Consider the following 16,053-nt stretch of genomic DNA (forward strand, 5'->3'; position numbering starts at 1 on the left):
AGGCTGATTTAACCAAATATTCATTATGCAAACCATTGCCATCACACAAGGTGACCCGGCGGGTATCGGCCCCGAAATCGTGGCCAAGGCCTTTCGCGATGCTCCCGATGATCTGCGCGGCTGCTTTGCGGTGGGGGATCTGGCGACCTTGCGTCGTGCCGCGCAGTGCATCGTGCGACCCGGCGTGCCGGAGTTGCCGGTGGCGCAGATCGTGTCGCCCGATGATGCATGGCATGTGCCGCCACGCTGCATGCCGGTGCTGCAACTGCCGGGCTTGCCCGGCCCTGTTCCGTGGGGCCGCGTCAGCGCTGCAGCAGGCCGTGCGGCGGCCGATTGCGTGGTGTGGTCGGCGCGTGCCGCCCTGCAGGGCCACATCGCCGCTCTCGTAACAGCACCACTGCACAAGGAGGCGCTGTCTGCCGCCGGTGTGGCCTTCCCGGGGCACACCGAATTGCTGCAGGCCGAGGCGGCAACCCACCAAGGCGTGCCGCTGGCAGCCATGCCGGTGCGCATGATGCTGGCCAGTGACGAGTTGCGCACGGTGCTGGTCAGCATTCATATGTCGCTGCGTGACGCCATAGCCGCAGTGACCCGGGAGAACATCGTGCAGACCCTGCAGATCACCCATGCAGCGCTGCTGCGAACCCTCGGCCGCGTGCCTCGCATCGCAGTGGCAGGCCTCAATCCGCATGCTGGCGAGGGAGGCTTGTTCGGGCGCGAAGAGATCGAAAGCATTGCGCCCGCTGTGGCCGACGCCCGCGCGCTGGGAATGGATGTGCACGGCCCCTATGCGCCCGACACGGTGTTCATGCGCGCTCGCCATACGTCGCAGCGTGCCGGGGAGTTTGATGTGGTGCTGGCCATGTACCACGACCAGGGGTTGATTCCGGTGAAATACCTGGGCGTTGACAAAGGGGTCAACGTGACGCTGGGCCTGCCGCTGGTGCGCACCAGCCCCGATCACGGCACCGCATTTGACATTGCCGGCCAAGGTGTGGCCGATGCCGCGAGCCTGGTGGAGGCTGTGCGCATTGCACGCCAGATGGCTCAGTAAAAACGCCCTCTGTAGCAGAGGGCGCGGACGCTGGTGCTGGTGACGCGACAGTGCTGCGCGCCGGATCGCGCTGGTTAGCGTTTGAGGCTGTCTCGGATTTCGCGCAGCAGCACGATGTCTTCAGCTGGGGCTGCAGGGGCAGCCGGTGCTGCAGGCGCTTCGCGCTTGAGGCGGTTGATCTGCTTGACCATCATGAAAATGATGAACGCAAGGATCAGGAAGTTCACCGCCACGGTGATGAAGTTTCCATAGGCAAATACGGGAACGCCAGCCTTTTTCAGCGCATCCAGTGTGAGCGCCGTACCCGCCGGCACCTCGCCCAGCGCGACAAACATGTTGGAAAAATCCAGTTTGCCAAACACCAGGCCCACCACGGGCAAAATAAGGTCGGAAACTACCGAGTCGACAATTTTTCCAAAGGCGCCACCAATGATGACACCGACGGCTAAGTCGATCACGTTGCCCTTGATCGCAAATTCGCGGAATTCTTGCATCATGCTCATAGGTTATTTCTCGATTGGTTGCGAATGCGCAAGTTTACCGATACCGGGAACCTGTCAACAGGTGCGTGCACATTGAATTATCCATTTTCACTCCGCTACAATTCGGGGTTGACCCCAATCTAGCGATGTTCATCGAGGATCCCCATGAGTGACACTCCAATCGACTCCAGCAAGCGCACGTGGATCATCACGTCTGCCTGTGCTGGTGCGGTGGGCGGCGTGGCAGCTGCCGTACCTTTCGTGAGTTCTTTTCAGCCCTCCGAGCGAGCCAAGGCCGCAGGTGCCGCCGTCGAAGTAGATATCTCCGCCCTAAAGCCCGGAGAAAAAATCACTGTGGAGTGGCGCGGCAAGCCTGTATGGATCTTCAAGCGCACCCCCGAGCAGCTGGAATCCCTTGCACAGACCGAGTCCCAGCTGGCTGATCCCAAGTCGGATCGAAAAGCTTATCCCACCCCTGATTACGCCAAGAATCAGCACCGCTCGATCAAGCCTGAAGTGTTTGTCGGCGTGGGTATCTGTACCCACCTGGGCTGCTCGCCCGGAGACAGGTTGCAGGCCGGCCCGCAGCCATCCCTGCCCGACGACTGGCATGGTGGTTTCCTCTGCGCCTGCCACGGTTCCACGTTTGACGTGGCCGGTCGGGTCTTCAAGAACAAGCCCGCGCCTGACAACCTCGAAGTGCCTCCGCACATGTATCTCTCCGATACACGTCTGATCATCGGCGAAGACAAGAAGGCCTGAAGGAGCACTAAATGGCCCACGAATTCAAAGAAATCTCTCCCAACGCCTCGGCGGGAGCCAAGGTCACCAACTGGTTCGAAAACCGTTTTCCAACGGCGTTCGATGCCTACCGCGTGCACATGTCGGAGTACTACGCTCCGAAAAACTTCAACTTCTGGTATGTCTTCGGCTCGCTGGCCCTGGTGGTGCTGGTGATCCAGATCGTTACCGGGATCTTCCTGGTGATGCACTACAAGCCGGATGCAGCGCTGGCCTTCGCCTCGGTCGAGTACATCATGCGGGATGTGCCTTGGGGCTGGCTGATTCGCTACATGCACTCCACAGGGGCTTCGGCGTTTTTCATCGTCGTCTACCTGCACATGTTCCGTGGCCTGATCTATGGCAGCTATCGCAAGCCGCGTGAGCTGGTCTGGATTTTTGGTTGTGCGATTTTCCTGGCGCTCATGGCTGAAGCCTTCATGGGCTATCTGCTGCCCTGGGGCCAGATGTCGTACTGGGGCGCCCAGGTGATCGTGAACCTGTTTGCCGCCATTCCGTTCGTCGGTCCTGACCTGGCGTTGCTGATTCGTGGTGACTTTGTGGTGGGCGATGCCACGCTGAACCGCTTCTTCAGCTTCCACGTGATCGCCGTGCCGCTGGTGCTGCTGGGGTTGGTGGTAGCCCACTTGCTGGCTTTGCACGACGTGGGGTCCAACAACCCGGACGGTGTGGAAATCAAGGCTCCCAATGCGCCCAAGGATGCCAAGGGCAAGCCGCTTGATGGCGTGCCCTTCCACCCTTACTACACGGTGCATGACATCTTTGCGTTGAGCATGTTCCTCATGGCTTTCACTGCGGTCGTGTTTTTTGCGCCCGAGTTCGGTGGCTATTTCCTGGAGTACAACAACTTCATTCCGGCAGATCCGATGGTGACGCCGTTGCACATTGCACCTGTCTGGTACTTCACGCCGTTTTATTCCATGCTGCGTGCCATTACCAGCGAAATGATGTACGCATTGATTGCGTGTGTGGTGGCAGGTGCCCTGATCGGTGTGGTCAAGGGCAAATTGCCCGGCTTTCTCAAGGCTGGCGTTGTTGTCGCTGCATTGGTGGCAGTTGTGCTGATGCTCTCGATCGACGCCAAGTTCTGGGGCGTGGTGGTGATGGGTGGTGCGGTGATCATCTTGTTCTTCCTGCCATGGCTTGATACCTGCGCTGTGAAGTCCATCCGCTATCGCCCAACCTGGCACAAGTACCTGTACGCAGTCTTTGTGATCAACTTCCTGATCCTTGGATATCTGGGTGTGCAACCGCCATCTCCAGTGGGTGAGCGTGTTTCGCAGGTTGGCACGTTGTTCTACTTCGGTTTCTTCCTTCTGATGCCATGGTGGAGCAGTTTGGGTGCAACCAAGCCAGTGCCTGACCGTGTCAACTTCACTGCGCATTGAGCCCTGGAGATAACAACAATGAAGAAACTCATCCTCACGCTGGTTGCTGCGCTGGGCCTCGCGGCAGGTGCTGCGCACGCAGCCGGTGGCGAAACCATTGCCTGGGACAAGGCTCCCAACAAGACCAACGATCTGGCCTCGCTGCAAAACGGTGCCAAGGTTTTCGTAAACTACTGCCTGAGCTGCCATTCGGCTGCATTCATGCGTTTCAACCGCCTTCGCGACATCGGTCTGACCGAGCAGCAGATCAAGGACAATCTTCTGTTCACCACTGAGAAAGTCGGTGAAACCATGAAGGCGGCCATTGATCCCAAGCACGCCAAGGACTGGTTTGGTGCCAACCCGCCCGATCTGACGGTGATCGCTCGCTCGCGTTCAGGTCACGGTGGTACGGGCGCCGACTACCTCTACACGTTCCTGCGCACTTTCTACCGCGACGAAACCAAGGCCACCGGCTGGAACAATCTGGTTTTCCCGAACGTAGGCATGCCCCACGTGCTGTGGGAATTGCAGGGTGATCGTCGCCCAATTTTCGAAGCGCAGGAAAGCCACGGCCAGACGACCCAGGTGTTCAAGGGCTGGGAGCAGGTTACTCCTGGTGTCATGACTCCACTGGAGTTCGATCAGACCATTGGCGACCTGGTGAACTACATGCAGTGGATGGGCGAGCCAGCACAGAACACCCGTGTTCGGGTGGGTGTGTGGGTGCTGATTTTCCTGGGCATCTTCACCGTCATTGCCTGGAGGTTGAATGCGGCCTTCTGGAAAGATGTGAAGTAAAACCTTGATCCGCTGACCGCGTGCTTTTTGGCACGGCGGAACTTTACAGAGTGGGCGCTTTTTAGCGTCCCACTCTTTTGATTTTTAGGAGCCTCCCACCATGATGGTGCTTTACTCGGGTACGACCTGTCCCTTCTCCCACCGCTGCCGCTTTGTCCTGTTTGAAAAGGGCATGGACTTTGAAATCCGCGATGTGGACCTGTACAACAAGCCCGAAGACATCAGCGTGATGAACCCATACGGCCAGGTGCCGATCCTGGTGGAGCGTGATCTGATCCTGTACGAGTCGAACATCATCAACGAGTACATCGACGAGCGCTTCCCCCATCCCCAGCTGATGCCGGGCGACCCGGTAGACCGCGCACGCGTACGCCTGTTCCTTCTCAATTTCGAGAAGGAACTGTTCGTGCATGTGAACATCCTGGAGTCTCGCGCGACCAAGGGCAATGAAAAGGCCCTGGAAAAGGCCCGCGCCCACATTCGCGACCGCCTGACGCAGCTGGCACCCGTGTTCCTCAAGAACAAATACATGCTGGGCGACAACTTCTCCATGCTGGACGTGGCCATTGCCCCCCTGCTGTGGCGTCTGGATTACTACGGCATTGATCTGAGCAAGAACGCCGCTCCATTGCTCAAATATGCAGAGCGGATTTTTTCGCGCCCCGCGTACATTGAAGCACTCACGCCGTCAGAGAAAGTGATGCGCAAGTAAGCCAGCCCAGCTGAATGTGCCGACCCTCGCACTCCCGCCACACACCATGAACGCCCAGGATTTTCCTTCCACGCGCCCTTATCTGATCAGGGCGCTTCACGAGTGGTGCACCGACAACGGGTTCACTCCCTATGTGGCGGTGCGGGTGGACGGTTCCGTCCAGGTGCCGCGCGAGTATGTGAAGGATGGTGAAATTGTTCTCAACATCAGTTGCGATGCCACCAGTTCACTGCAATTGGGCAATGACTTTATTGAGTTCAAGGCACGCTTCGGCGGTAAGCCGCGCGAAATCATGGTGCCCGTGGCGCGGGTGATTGCCATCTATGCCCGTGAGAACGGGCAGGGCATGGCCTTTCCTCCTCCCGAAGACATAGTGACTGCGATGGGTGACATGGGGGAAGGTGGACTGGCTGCAGTCGCATCGACCACGGAAGAGCCGCCAGGAGCCCCCGAGGAACGTGTCGTGCAATTGGTGTCCAGTGACTCCATGCTTGATGAGGGCGGCGGTGACGCTCCCCGTCCACCGCCAGCCTCGGGCAGTGCCCGTCCCTCCCTCAAACGCATCAAATAGCATCCTGCGCGTTTCGAATACGCTGAATTTGCAGGATAAAATTCAGCCTTCGCCGATTTAGCTCAGTTGGTAGAGCAACCGCCTTGTAAGCGGTAGGTCGTCAGTTCGATTCCGACAATCGGCACCATTTTTCCCTCCATGCCACCGTGATCTCTCTCTTTTTGGGGGCTGAGTCAGGACTGGATTTTGAGGCGAATGGAGTGAACCTCCCACCCCCGGCTTCGCAAATGCGCCTGTAACGCAGGCAGCAGTTGCCGTATCTTTGCCGCAGCAGCATTGCTTTTCACCAGAAGACACCAGCTTGTCCCGTCGATCGGGCCTGCTTGCACCGTGCCGCGCAGGGCCGCTGGTATCAACAATTCAATGGCTTGAAGCCGTTCACTGGACTCCCGCGTAAGAGCCGCCAGCTTGGCCAGCGTTGGAGAGTCCTCGCTGGCCTGCTGCAGGGAAATCGCGTAATGGCGGCGGTTCATGGATGTTGCGCCCAAGGCGGATGGACAGGTCGGTGAGCGGTGGATTATCGCGGACGCCTGACGGTCGTGCGCTGCCTGCCAATGCCATTGCCGCTTGGCGGGCAAGCATTCGGCTCTTGGCCGGTTGATGGCGGCGTGCACATCAGTGGGCAGTGGGGAGCACCGTCTTGGGTGCAGCAAGGAATGGCGGGCTTTCCGCGGTTCGGCAGGTCTCTTGGCGTGGTGAAGCACGGCCGGGTGCCAGCACAGCAACAAGGTGGGCGGACCTATCACCGGCTTTGCTGGGGGCTTGGGCCGCAGGCAGGTAAAATCGCCGGTCCGGATTCTGTTGCTTGGTGTTGCAGTGCTTGCAATCACGGGCGGTGGACCCACCTGAAATCAATTCTTCTTAGGGGTTTCGGTCGCCTGACATGCTCTTCGGCGCATGTGAGGCGGTCCTGTTCGCATGGCAACCAACTTCCTTACCAAACTATTCGGCAGCCGCAACGATCGGCTCCTCAAGCAATATCGCAAGACGGTTGCACGCATCAATGCGATGGAGCCCGACTATGAAAAGCTGACCGATGACGAGCTGCGTGGCAAGACGCTGGAGTTCAAGGAGCGCGCGACCAAGGGCGAGTCGCTGGACGACCTGTTGCCCGAGGCGTTTGCCGTGGTGCGTGAAGGCTCCAAACGCATCATGAAGATGCGCCATTTCGATGTGCAGTTGCTCGGTGGCATGGCTTTGCATTACGGGAAAATTGCAGAAATGCGGACCGGCGAGGGCAAGACCCTGACGGCAACGCTGCCCGTTTACCTGAATGCACTTTCTGGCAAGGGTGTTCACGTGGTCACGGTCAACGACTACCTGGCCAACCGGGACGCCATGTGGATGGGGCGCCTATACAACTTCCTGGGGCTGACGGTGGGCATCAACCTGCCCAACATGCCACGCGAGGAAAAGCAGGCAGCCTATGCCGCAGACATTACCTACGGCACCAACAACGAATACGGCTTCGACTACCTGCGCGACAACATGGTCTATGAAGCGCGGGACCGCGTTCAGCACGGCCTCAATTTCGCCATCGTTGACGAAGTCGACTCCATCCTGATTGACGAGGCGCGCACGCCACTCATCATCAGTGGCCAGGCTGAAGACCACACGGCGATGTACATCGCCATGAACAAGGTGGTGCCGCTGCTGGTGCGTCAGGAGGGCGAAGCCGATCCGCGCACAGGTGAAGGCGTGACCAAGCCCGGTGATTTCACGCTGGACGAAAAAACCCACCAGGTATTCCTGACCGAACAAGGCCATGAGAGTGCAGAGCGCATTCTGGCCAGCCAGGGCCTGATTGCCGAAGGTGCGTCGGTGTACGACCCCTCCAACATCACGCTCATGCACCACCTGTATGCAGCGCTGCGGGCCAACCACCTGTATCACCGCGACCAGCACTATGTGGTGCAAGACGGCGAGATCGTGATCGTGGACGAGTTCACCGGTCGCCTGATGTCGGGCCGCCGCTGGAGCGAAGGCCTGCACCAGGCCGTGGAAGCCAAGGAAGGCGTGAACATCCAGGCGGAGAACCAGACGCTGGCCTCCATCACGTTCCAGAACTATTTCCGCCTGTACAACAAACTCGCCGGAATGACCGGCACGGCCGATACCGAGGCTTATGAGTTCCAGGAAATCTATGGCCTGGAAACCACCGTCATTCCTCCCAATCGCCCGAGCCGGCGCGACGACCAGCTCGATCGCGTGTACAAGACCACGCGCGAAAAGTACGAAGCGGCGATCAAGGACATCCGTGAGTGCTACGAGCGCGGGCAACCCGTGCTGGTGGGAACCACGTCGATTGAAAATTCGGAAATCATCGACCAGCTCCTGAACAAGGAAGGCTTGCCGCACCAGGTGCTCAATGCCAAGCAGCACGCCCGCGAGGCGGACATCGTGGCGCAGGCCGGGCGCGCTGGCATGATCACCATTGCCACCAATATGGCCGGTCGTGGCACCGACATTGTGCTGGGTGGCAATATTGAAAAGCTGGTGGCAGCCGTGGAGACAGACGAGTCTCTGGACGAGACCACCAAGCAGGCCCGCATCGCCGAAGTGCGCGCCGAATGGGCGCGTGACCATGAAAAGATCAAGGAGCTGGGTGGGCTGCGCATCATTGCCACCGAGCGCCATGAGTCGCGTCGCATCGACAACCAGTTGCGTGGGCGTTCGGGTCGCCAGGGCGACCCGGGCTCCTCGCGCTTTTACCTGAGCCTCGATGATTCACTGATGCGCATTTTTGCGGGTGATCGCGTCAAGGCCATCATGGACCGCCTGAAGATGCCCGACGGCGAGGCCATCGAAGCGGGCATCGTCACTCGCAGCATCGAGTCGGCCCAGCGCAAGGTGGAGGCCCGCAATTTCGACATCCGCAAGCAATTGCTGGAATACGACGATGTGGCCAATGACCAGCGCAAGGTCATCTACCAGCAGCGCAACGACATTCTGGATGCCGCCGAGCTGTCTGATGTGATTGCCGCCATGCGCGAGGACTGCATCACCGATCTGGTGCGCCTGTACGTTCCCGCAGAATCGGTCGAGGAGCAATGGAATCTGCCTGCCCTCGAGAAAGTGCTGGCCGACGAATGGCAGGTGCCGATTGCGCTGCAGCAGGAAGTGGAGGGCGCGCACAGCATCACCGACGACGAAATTCTGGACAGAGTATTGAAGGCGGCCCATGCTGCGTTTGATTCCAAGATCGAGCAGGTGGGACGTGACAACTTCACGCAGTTCGAACGTGTGGTGCTTTTGCAGAGCTTTGACTCCAACTGGCGCGACCACCTGAGCTCGCTGGACTATCTGCGCCAGGGCATCCACCTGCGCGGCTATGCCCAAAAGCAGCCCAAGCAAGAGTACAAGCGCGAAGCGTTCGAGTTGTTCCGCCAGCTCCTCGACCAGGTCAAGAACGAAGTCACGAAGATTCTCATGACCGTGCAGGTGCAGTCGCCGGCGCAGCTGGACCAGGCCGCGCAGGACATGGAGCAGCGCGCCGAGAGCATCGCCAACGTGACTTACACGGCGCCCACAGAAACGGGTGAAGTGGAGACCACGGTGGACGCGCAGACAGTGGGCCATGCCATTCCTGAGGGCGTGCGCGTGGGGCGCAACGACCCATGCCCCTGCGGAAGCGGCAAAAAGTACAAGCAGTGCCACGGCAAACTGGCCTGATGCAATAGCACCCAACGACACGGGCCCCGGCCCGTGTTTTCATTTGCGCGCCTCGGTTTTCCGGATAATCGGCCGCAGTTTTTAGAAAGACCCCCATGCCCGTCAATCTTCTCGCCCCCGTTGCCGCCGATCTGCATGCGATCGCCGGCGTTCGTATCGGTGTTGCCGAGGCCGGTGTCCGCAAGGCCAACCGCAAGGACCTCACCGTGTTTCTGCTCGACGAAGGTGCCAGCGTGGCAGGTGTGTTCACGCAAAACCGCTTTTGCGCTGCGCCGGTGCAGATCAGCCGCGAACATCTGGCCAGTGGCCAGGCCATCCGCGCCATGGTCATCAACACGGGCAACGCCAACGCAGGCACGGGTGCCGACGGTTTGGTCCGTGCGCGCGCCACCTGCATTGCGCTGGCGCGCCAGCTCAACGTGGCGCCCGAGCAGATCCTGCCCTTTTCGACCGGTGTGATCATGGAGCCGCTGCCCCATGAACGCATTGAAGCCGGGTTGCCCGCTGCCATTGCCGACGCTCAGCCGGGCCACTGGGCGCGTGCGGCAGAAGGCATCATGACCACCGATACGCTGCCCAAGGCCTTCTCGGCCCAGGTGCAGATTGGCGGGGCCACGGTGTCCATCACCGGCATCAGCAAGGGTGCCGGCATGATCCGTCCCAACATGGCCACCATGCTGGGGTTCATGGCCACGGACGCCTGCGTGCATCCCTCGGTGATGCAGCAACTGGCGCGCGAGCTGGCCGATGGCTCGTTCAACCGCATCACCATCGACGGCGATACCTCCACCAACGACTCTTTCGTGGTGGTCGCCACCAACAGGGCTGCGCACGCCCCCATCACGGCGCTTGCCAGCGCCGAAGGCCAGGCTCTCAAGGCCGCCATGCTGGGCGTGGCGCAAAAGCTGGCCCAGGCCATCGTGCGCGACGGCGAAGGCGCCACCAAGTTCATCACGGTGCGGGTGGAGGGCGGCAAGACCGGCGACGAGTGCCGCCAGGTCGCCTATGCCATCGCCCACTCGCCACTGGTCAAGACGGCGTTTTATGCCAGCGACCCCAACCTGGGCCGCATCCTGGCGGCGGTGGGCTATGCGGGTATCGCTGACCTCGACCAGACAGGGATCGACCTCTACCTGGACGACGTGCATGTGGCCGTGAAAGGCGGGCGCAACCCTGCCTACCGCGAGGAAGACGGCCAGCGTGTGATGAAGCAAAGCGAAATCTCCGTGCGTGTGCTGCTGGGCCGGGGCGACGCTGTGGACACGGTGTGGACCTGTGATTTCAGCCACGAATACGTCACCATCAATGCGGACTACCGTTCGTAAATTCGATCAAAAAAATGATAGCTGCTAGCGCTTTACCAATAAGCGCTACAGGCCAAAATGAACGAAAAATTTGAACACCTGATCGAGCGCGCCGAGCAACTCATTGCGCGCATCGAATCCGTGCTGCCCCAGCCCTTGGGCGCACCCGATTGGTCGGCTTCCATAGCCTGGCGTTACCGCAAGCGCAGCAGCGGGCATGGCACGCTGGAGCCCGTGCGCCATGTGGCCGCCATGCAACTGGCTGACCTCAAGGAGATCGATGGGCAAAAGGAGAAGATCGAGCGCAATACCCAGCAGTTTGTGCAAGGCAAGCCCGCCAACAACGTGCTGCTGACCGGTGCGCGCGGCACGGGCAAGTCTTCGCTCATCAAGGCTTGCCTGAATGCCCATGCGGCGCAGGGACTGCGCCTGATCGAGGTGGACAAGGCCGACCTGACGGATCTGCCCGACATTGTCGACGTGGTGTCCACCCGGCCCGAGAAATTCATCGTTTTCTGCGATGACCTGAGCTTTGAAGACGGCGAGCCCGGCTACAAGGCCCTCAAGTCCATTCTTGACGGCTCGGTGGCCGCGGCCACGCCCAATGTGCTGATCTACGCCACCAGCAACCGGCGCCATCTGGTGCCCGAGTACATGGCGGAAAACCAGACGTATACGCACACCGATGATGGCGAAGTGCATCCCGGAGAAGCGGTCGAGGAAAAAATTTCCTTGTCAGAACGTTTTGGGCTGTGGGTCAGCTTTTATCCGTTCAGCCAGGACGAGTACCTGACCATTGTGGCCCAGTGGCTCTCATCGCTCGGTGTCTCGGCAGCTGCCATTTCTGCAGCCCGCCCAGAAGCCCTGGTGTGGGCACTGGAGCGTGGCTCGCGCAGCGGTCGTGTGGCCTACCAGTTTGCGCGCGACTACGCAGGGCGGCACAGTGACTGAGGCGGTGACTCCAACCCCAGCTGGCGCCGTTGATCGCAAGCACACCGAGGTGGCGGTGGGCATTTTGCTGCGCGCCGATGGAGCCATGCTCTTGTCCACCCGCCCGCCTGGCAAACCCTATGCCGGTTATTGGGAGTTTCCGGGCGGCAAGCTGGAAGCGGGCGAAACGGTAGAGCAGGCCCTGCGCCGCGAGTTGATCGAAGAACTGGGCGTGACCATTGGCCCCGCCAGCGTCTGGAAAGTGACCGAGCACGACTACCCGCACGCCCTGGTGCGCCTGCACTGGTGCAAGGTGTGGGAGTGGTCGGGAGAGTTCGAGATGCGCGAAGGCCAGACCATGGCCTGGCAGCAGATGCCGCTGACGGTGGACCCTGTATTGCCTGGTGCCTATCCAGTGTTGCAGTGGCTGGCCGAGGAGCGCGGCCAGCAGGGTTTGCTGGAATAACTCAAATGCTATTAAAATAATAGCTATTAGCGCTTATTGCATAAACGTTAGAGCTGTATTTCATCTTTATTCACGCGGATGGCCGTTGCCGGAGGCCATCAATGCTGATGGCGCGGATCACCGTGCTGCGCATCATCGGGCGGTGCTTCCGCGGGCATGCGGAATTCTTCGCTGGCCCATGCGCCAAGGTCCATCTGCTTGCAGCGCTCGCTGCAAAAAGGCCGATAAGGATTCTGGACGCTGTAGATGCTGTCGCCGCCGCACTGCGGGCAGGTGACACGGCGCACGGCTTCGCCCGGTGGGATTGTGGTTGCCATCTGCGGGCCTCCTTCAGGCGCAGAGCGTGAGCTCGAATGCGGCATCGTCGGTGGACGAATTCAGGCGTCCATCGGGTTCCTGCCGCATCAGGCGCACCGACACAATCAGGCGATTGCCGCTGATCTCGGGAATCAGATCGAGTGCCGGGTCAATGCGCAGGCGCAGCAACTGGAATGTGCGGCCCTGGGGCAGGTTTTGCTGAAACTGGCCGCGCTCGGCTGCCACCTTCTGGGGCACTCCCGTGTCGCGCAACAGCTTGAGCAGCACGTAAATCGACTCTGCCAGGGGCGCGAGGGTAGATGCCCATTGCTCCAGAGCGTGTTGGCGCACTGAAACGTCCTTGTGTTGCCAGGCGTAGTAGGCTGGCAGATCAAAGCCGCAGGTGCCTCCGGGAATGCCCATCCGGCTGCGAATGCTCATCAGCCAGTCGTTCTCGGTAAGGGCATGGCCCGACTTTCCCGTCTGCTGGTTGAGTGCGGTGAAGCAGTGGTCCAGCTGTGCCACCACGGCATCCAGTGCTGCCTCTGAAATGGAGGGATTGCCCCGGTAGCTGTCGAGCTGGTGCTTGTGTTTTTCGATGTCCTTGAGAACATCGGATTTGAGGTCGGCACGCGCGGCCACGTCCATGATCTCAAAAATGGTGACCAGGGCAAAGTGGTGGTCCAGCGGATGCTGGCGCGGAATCAGCTCGCCCAGCCGGCGAAACAACTGCTCTAGCCGCAGATAGGTTCTGAGGCGTTCGTTAAAGGGGTATTCGTAAAGGATCACGCTGGCGGGTTCCTGGGGGCTCAGTGGATGTTCTGACGCCGGTGGCGCACGGCAGGGAAAGGTGGTGCAAAAAACTCGGGTGCATCATAGCCCGAACAGGCGGGCAAGCTGCACTGCATGGCCATGCAGGGTGTTCAACGCGATGCCATCGTTCACAACCACGGCGTCGGCGGCGGCGCGCCGGGCTGGGCGGGATGCCTGTGTGTCCAGGATGGCTTGTACGGCGGCACGCTGAAGGCCGTTGCGCGCCATGACGCGGTGGATTTGTGTTTCGGTGCTGCAATCCACCACCACCACGGCATCGAGCTTGCGCACCCAGCGCCCCGACTCCACCAGCAGGGGAATATCGAAGACGATGGCGCGATGCCCTGCGGTTGCGGCATCTCGTGCTTGCTGATCGCCCAAGCGTGTCACCCAGGGGTGAACGATGGCTTCAAGTTGCGCGCGCGCCAGGGGGTTGGTAAAAGCCAGGGTGCGCATGCGGGCGCGGTCCATGGCGCCCGTGGCATCAATGGCGTCCTGCCCGAAGGCAGCCCGAATGTCGGCTATGGCAGCGCCCCCAGCCAAGGTGACACTGCGGGCAATCGCGTCTGCATCGATCAGCGCTGCGCCACAGGACTGCAGCATCTGCCCCAGCGTGCTCTTGCCGCTGCCAATGCCCCCGGTCAGGCCCACATGCATTGGCCGTTGCATCATTACAGACCGAACAGATTCAGCACCGTTTGCAAAATGGCATTGGGCCCGAACACCATGGCCGTGAGGCCAGCGCCCACGAGGAACGGCCCGAACGGAACATAGCCGCCTTCGCGCAGGTTGTTGAAGACCTTCAGACCAATTCCTACCAGTGCGCCAATGACAGAAGACATCAAGATGATCGGAACCAGCGCCTGCCATCCGAACCAGGCGCCCAGGGCGGCAAACAGCTTGAAATCACCGTACCCCATGCCCTCCTTGCCGGTCGCCAGCTTGAAGGCCCAGTAAACCAGCCACAGGGACAGGTACCCCGCTGCGGCCCCCGTCACAGAGGCCAACAGGGGAACGTCAATCCAGTGCCCCGCCGACGCCAGCAGCCCCGCCCAGAGCAGTGGTAACGTAATGTCGTCGGGCAGCAAGGTGGTGTCCCAGTCGATAAACGCCAGGGCCACCATCGCTGCCGAAAAGCCGCACCAGGCCAAGCCCGTAGGCGTCAAACCCCACCGATAGGCGCAGAACGCAAAAAGCGCCGCAGTGAGAATCTCCACCAGTGGATAGCGTGCACTGATGCGAACATGGCACGCCGAGCAGCGGCCGCGCAAAAACAGATAGCTCAGCACCGGTATGTTTTCATACCACTGCACCACATGTCCGCACGACGGGCAGCGTGAGCGGGGTGTCCACAAATTGAAGGCTGCTTCAGCGCCTGGCGCTGGCGCCGGTGGTGTATCGGTGCCAGCAGCGAACGCCGCATGCTCCTGTGCCCACTGGCGCTCCATCATTTTGGGCAATCGGTGGATGACGACATTCAGAAAGCTGCCGAGCAGCAGGCCCAGAACACCCGCAATGGCGGGCTCTGCCCAGAGATCCACGCCCATCAAACGACCTGACCGAGCTTGAAGATGGGCAGATACATCGACACCACGATGCCGCCGATGAGGGTGCCCAAAAATACGATGATGATGGGTTCCATCAGGCTAGACAGCCCGGCCACCATGTCATCCACCTCTGCTTCATAAAAATCCGCAGCCTTGCCCAGCATGTGATCAATGGAACCGGACTCCTCCCCAATGGCGCACATCTGCAGCACCATGGAAGGAAAAATGTTTGCATTGCCCATGGCGGCAGTCAGGCTGGTGCCGGTAGAAACCTCTTGCTGAATCTTGTCGGTGGCCATGGAATACACCGAATTTCCTGCGGCGCCGCCCACCGAGTCCAAGGCCTCCACCAGCGGAACGCCGGCCGCAAACATGGTCGAGAGCGTGCGGGTCCAGCGGGCAACGCAGGATTTTTCAACCAGCGCCCCGAAAATGGGCATGCGCAGCATCAGACGGTCCATGAACATCTGGACCTTTTCATTGCGCTGCCAGGCCTGCATGAAAAAATAGAAGCCACCGCCCAGCACACCAAAAATCAACCACCACCACTTCACGAATATTTCGCTGATGGCCATGACGAACAGCGTTGGTGCGGGCAAATCTGCACCGAACGATGTGAATACTTCCTTGAAAGCCGGAATCACAAAAATCATGATCACGGTAACCACCACAAAAGCCACGATCACCACCGAAATCGGGTACATGAGCGCCGATTTGATTTTGGACTTGATGGCCTCGGTCTTTTCCATGTAAAGGGCAAGACGGTCGAGAAGCGCTTCCAGGATACCCGCTGCCTCGCCCGCCTCGACCAGGTTGCAATACAGGCTGTCAAAATACAAGGGGTACTTGCGAAAAGCACCATTCAAAGAGGTGCCGGTCTCGACATCCGACCGCACATCGTTGAGCAATTTGGTCACGCTGGCATTTGTGTTGCCGCGTCCCACAATATCGAATGCTTGCAGCAGTGGCACCCCGGCCTTCATCATGGTGGCCAGCTGGCGGGTGAACAAAGCAATATCTTTGGGCTTGATCTTTTTGCCCGAGCGCATGCGGCGTTTTTTGATTTTGGTGGGGAAAACCCCTTGGCGCCGCAGCATGGCCTGCACCTGATTTTCGCCAACGGCACGAGTCTCACCCCGGACTATCTTTCCGTTGCGGTCTTTGCCTTCCCACTCAAAGACGAAGTCCTTGATATCGCGTTTGGATGCTGCTGTCGCCATGGTGCTCCCTCGTTTT

At 60.0% G+C, this 16,053-nt stretch carries 17 protein-coding genes and 1 tRNA gene; 11 read left to right on the forward strand and 7 right to left on the reverse strand.

The window, feature by feature from the left end:
• The first annotated feature begins 25 nt into the window (after nucleotides 1-25).
• Nucleotides 26-1,054, forward strand: a complete 1,029-nt coding sequence (gene pdxA / locus K226_RS0107245; protein WP_024814169.1) for a 4-hydroxythreonine-4-phosphate dehydrogenase PdxA — start codon at nucleotides 26-28, stop codon at nucleotides 1,052-1,054.
• Between the two features lie 74 nt (nucleotides 1,055-1,128).
• Here the strand turns inward: pdxA and mscL are convergent, their stop codons facing one another.
• Entirely contained in the window at nucleotides 1,129-1,557 is a 429-nt protein-coding gene (gene mscL, locus K226_RS0107250; protein ID WP_024814170.1) for a large conductance mechanosensitive channel protein MscL, read from the reverse strand.
• A gap of 144 nt (nucleotides 1,558-1,701) precedes the next feature.
• On the opposite strand from mscL, the gene petA reads away from it, so the two are divergent.
• From petA to K226_RS0107280, 6 genes are all read left to right on the forward strand, one after another.
• On the forward strand, nucleotides 1,702-2,298 hold the full coding sequence (gene petA, locus K226_RS0107255) for a ubiquinol-cytochrome c reductase iron-sulfur subunit (protein WP_024814171.1): 597 nt from the start codon (nucleotides 1,702-1,704) through the stop codon (nucleotides 2,296-2,298).
• A gap of 11 nt (nucleotides 2,299-2,309) precedes the next feature.
• Nucleotides 2,310-3,725, forward strand: a complete 1,416-nt coding sequence (locus K226_RS0107260; protein WP_024814172.1) for a cytochrome bc complex cytochrome b subunit — start codon at nucleotides 2,310-2,312, stop codon at nucleotides 3,723-3,725.
• Nucleotides 3,726-3,743: 18 nt separating this feature from the next.
• On the forward strand, nucleotides 3,744-4,505 hold the full coding sequence (locus K226_RS0107265) for a cytochrome c1 (protein ID WP_024814173.1): 762 nt from the start codon (nucleotides 3,744-3,746) through the stop codon (nucleotides 4,503-4,505).
• Between the two features lie 100 nt (nucleotides 4,506-4,605).
• Nucleotides 4,606-5,217 (forward strand): glutathione S-transferase N-terminal domain-containing protein, encoded by a 612-nt coding sequence (locus K226_RS0107270; protein WP_007854512.1) that lies wholly within the window; start codon nucleotides 4,606-4,608, stop codon nucleotides 5,215-5,217.
• 46 nt (nucleotides 5,218-5,263) lie between these two features.
• Nucleotides 5,264-5,788 carry a ClpXP protease specificity-enhancing factor gene (locus K226_RS0107275; protein ID WP_024814174.1) on the forward strand — a complete coding sequence of 175 codons (525 nt, stop codon included), beginning with the start codon at nucleotides 5,264-5,266 and terminating at the stop codon, nucleotides 5,786-5,788.
• Nucleotides 5,789-5,839: 51 nt separating this feature from the next.
• A tRNA-Thr gene (locus tag K226_RS0107280) sits at nucleotides 5,840-5,915 on the forward strand.
• A gap of 46 nt (nucleotides 5,916-5,961) precedes the next feature.
• Here the strand turns inward: K226_RS0107280 and K226_RS0107285 are convergent.
• Entirely contained in the window at nucleotides 5,962-6,261 is a 300-nt protein-coding gene (locus K226_RS0107285) for a hypothetical protein (RefSeq protein WP_024814175.1), read from the reverse strand.
• Between the two features lie 445 nt (nucleotides 6,262-6,706).
• Here K226_RS0107285 and secA point away from each other — a divergent pair, with 445 nt between their 5' ends.
• From secA to K226_RS0107305, 4 genes are all read left to right on the forward strand, one after another.
• A complete protein-coding gene (gene secA, locus K226_RS0107290) occupies nucleotides 6,707-9,460 on the forward strand; it encodes a preprotein translocase subunit SecA (protein WP_024814176.1) in 2,754 nt (917 codons plus the stop codon).
• 95 nt (nucleotides 9,461-9,555) lie between these two features.
• The gene (argJ, locus tag K226_RS0107295; RefSeq protein WP_024814177.1) at nucleotides 9,556-10,785 is read left to right on the forward strand and encodes a bifunctional glutamate N-acetyltransferase/amino-acid acetyltransferase ArgJ; all 1,230 of its coding nucleotides are present in this window, start codon (nucleotides 9,556-9,558) and stop codon (nucleotides 10,783-10,785) included.
• Nucleotides 10,786-10,842: 57 nt separating this feature from the next.
• Nucleotides 10,843-11,715, forward strand: a complete 873-nt coding sequence (locus tag K226_RS0107300; protein ID WP_024814178.1) for an ATP-binding protein — start codon at nucleotides 10,843-10,845, stop codon at nucleotides 11,713-11,715.
• A 4-nt stretch (nucleotides 11,716-11,719) separates the two neighbouring features.
• Entirely contained in the window at nucleotides 11,720-12,160 is a 441-nt protein-coding gene (locus K226_RS0107305) for an NUDIX domain-containing protein (RefSeq protein WP_035241494.1), read from the forward strand.
• Nucleotides 12,161-12,258: 98 nt separating this feature from the next.
• Here K226_RS0107305 and K226_RS0107310 read toward each other — a convergent pair whose 3' ends face one another.
• The 5 genes from K226_RS0107310 to K226_RS0107330 form a co-directional block, all read right to left on the reverse strand.
• Complete coding sequence (locus K226_RS0107310; RefSeq protein WP_024814180.1) at nucleotides 12,259-12,477, reverse strand: DNA gyrase inhibitor YacG; 219 nt, start codon at nucleotides 12,475-12,477, stop codon at nucleotides 12,259-12,261.
• Nucleotides 12,478-12,490: 13 nt separating this feature from the next.
• Nucleotides 12,491-13,246 (reverse strand): cell division protein ZapD, encoded by a 756-nt coding sequence (gene zapD, locus K226_RS0107315; RefSeq protein WP_024814181.1) that lies wholly within the window; start codon nucleotides 13,244-13,246, stop codon nucleotides 12,491-12,493.
• Between the two features lie 84 nt (nucleotides 13,247-13,330).
• Complete coding sequence (gene coaE / locus K226_RS0107320; protein ID WP_035241496.1) at nucleotides 13,331-13,939, reverse strand: dephospho-CoA kinase; 609 nt, start codon at nucleotides 13,937-13,939, stop codon at nucleotides 13,331-13,333.
• A 2-nt stretch (nucleotides 13,940-13,941) separates the two neighbouring features.
• Nucleotides 13,942-14,817 carry an A24 family peptidase gene (locus tag K226_RS0107325; RefSeq protein WP_024814183.1) on the reverse strand — a complete coding sequence of 292 codons (876 nt, stop codon included), beginning with the start codon at nucleotides 14,815-14,817 and terminating at the stop codon, nucleotides 13,942-13,944.
• Nucleotides 14,817-16,037: a type II secretion system F family protein gene (locus K226_RS0107330; RefSeq protein ID WP_024814184.1), complete on the reverse strand. Its 1,221-nt coding sequence runs from the start codon at nucleotides 16,035-16,037 to the stop codon at nucleotides 14,817-14,819. The genes K226_RS0107325 and K226_RS0107330 overlap by 1 nt, the downstream gene beginning before the upstream one ends.
• Between the last annotated feature and the right edge of the window lie 16 nt (nucleotides 16,038-16,053).

The organism is Acidovorax sp. JHL-3 (assembly GCF_000526295.1).
Classification (GTDB): Bacteria; Pseudomonadota; Gammaproteobacteria; order Burkholderiales; family Burkholderiaceae_C; genus Acidovorax; species Acidovorax defluvii.

Bases quoted from the DNA above. Each gene is read 5' to 3' on its own strand.
- K226_RS0107270 (WP_007854512.1), top strand. From the start codon at position 4,606: ATGATGGTGCTTTACTCGGGTACGACCTGTCCCTTCTCCCACCGCTGC.
- argJ (WP_024814177.1), top strand. From the start codon at position 9,556: ATGCCCGTCAATCTTCTCGCCCCCGTTGCCGCCGATCTGCATGCGATC.
- K226_RS0107310 (WP_024814180.1), bottom strand. From the start codon at position 12,477: ATGGCAACCACAATCCCACCGGGCGAAGCCGTGCGCCGTGTCACCTGC.
- K226_RS0107325 (WP_024814183.1), bottom strand. From the start codon at position 14,817: ATGGGCGTGGATCTCTGGGCAGAGCCCGCCATTGCGGGTGTTCTGGGC.
- secA (WP_024814176.1), top strand. From the start codon at position 6,707: ATGGCAACCAACTTCCTTACCAAACTATTCGGCAGCCGCAACGATCGG.
- K226_RS0107330 (WP_024814184.1), bottom strand. From the start codon at position 16,037: ATGGCGACAGCAGCATCCAAACGCGATATCAAGGACTTCGTCTTTGAG.
- K226_RS0107265 (WP_024814173.1), top strand. From the start codon at position 3,744: ATGAAGAAACTCATCCTCACGCTGGTTGCTGCGCTGGGCCTCGCGGCA.
- petA (WP_024814171.1), top strand. From the start codon at position 1,702: ATGAGTGACACTCCAATCGACTCCAGCAAGCGCACGTGGATCATCACG.
- K226_RS0107260 (WP_024814172.1), top strand. From the start codon at position 2,310: ATGGCCCACGAATTCAAAGAAATCTCTCCCAACGCCTCGGCGGGAGCC.
- K226_RS0107300 (WP_024814178.1), top strand. From the start codon at position 10,843: ATGAACGAAAAATTTGAACACCTGATCGAGCGCGCCGAGCAACTCATT.
- K226_RS0107285 (WP_024814175.1), bottom strand. From the start codon at position 6,261: ATGAACCGCCGCCATTACGCGATTTCCCTGCAGCAGGCCAGCGAGGAC.
- pdxA (WP_024814169.1), top strand. From the start codon at position 26: ATGCAAACCATTGCCATCACACAAGGTGACCCGGCGGGTATCGGCCCC.
- mscL (WP_024814170.1), bottom strand. From the start codon at position 1,557: ATGAGCATGATGCAAGAATTCCGCGAATTTGCGATCAAGGGCAACGTG.
- K226_RS0107275 (WP_024814174.1), top strand. From the start codon at position 5,264: ATGAACGCCCAGGATTTTCCTTCCACGCGCCCTTATCTGATCAGGGCG.
- coaE (WP_035241496.1), bottom strand. From the start codon at position 13,939: ATGCAACGGCCAATGCATGTGGGCCTGACCGGGGGCATTGGCAGCGGC.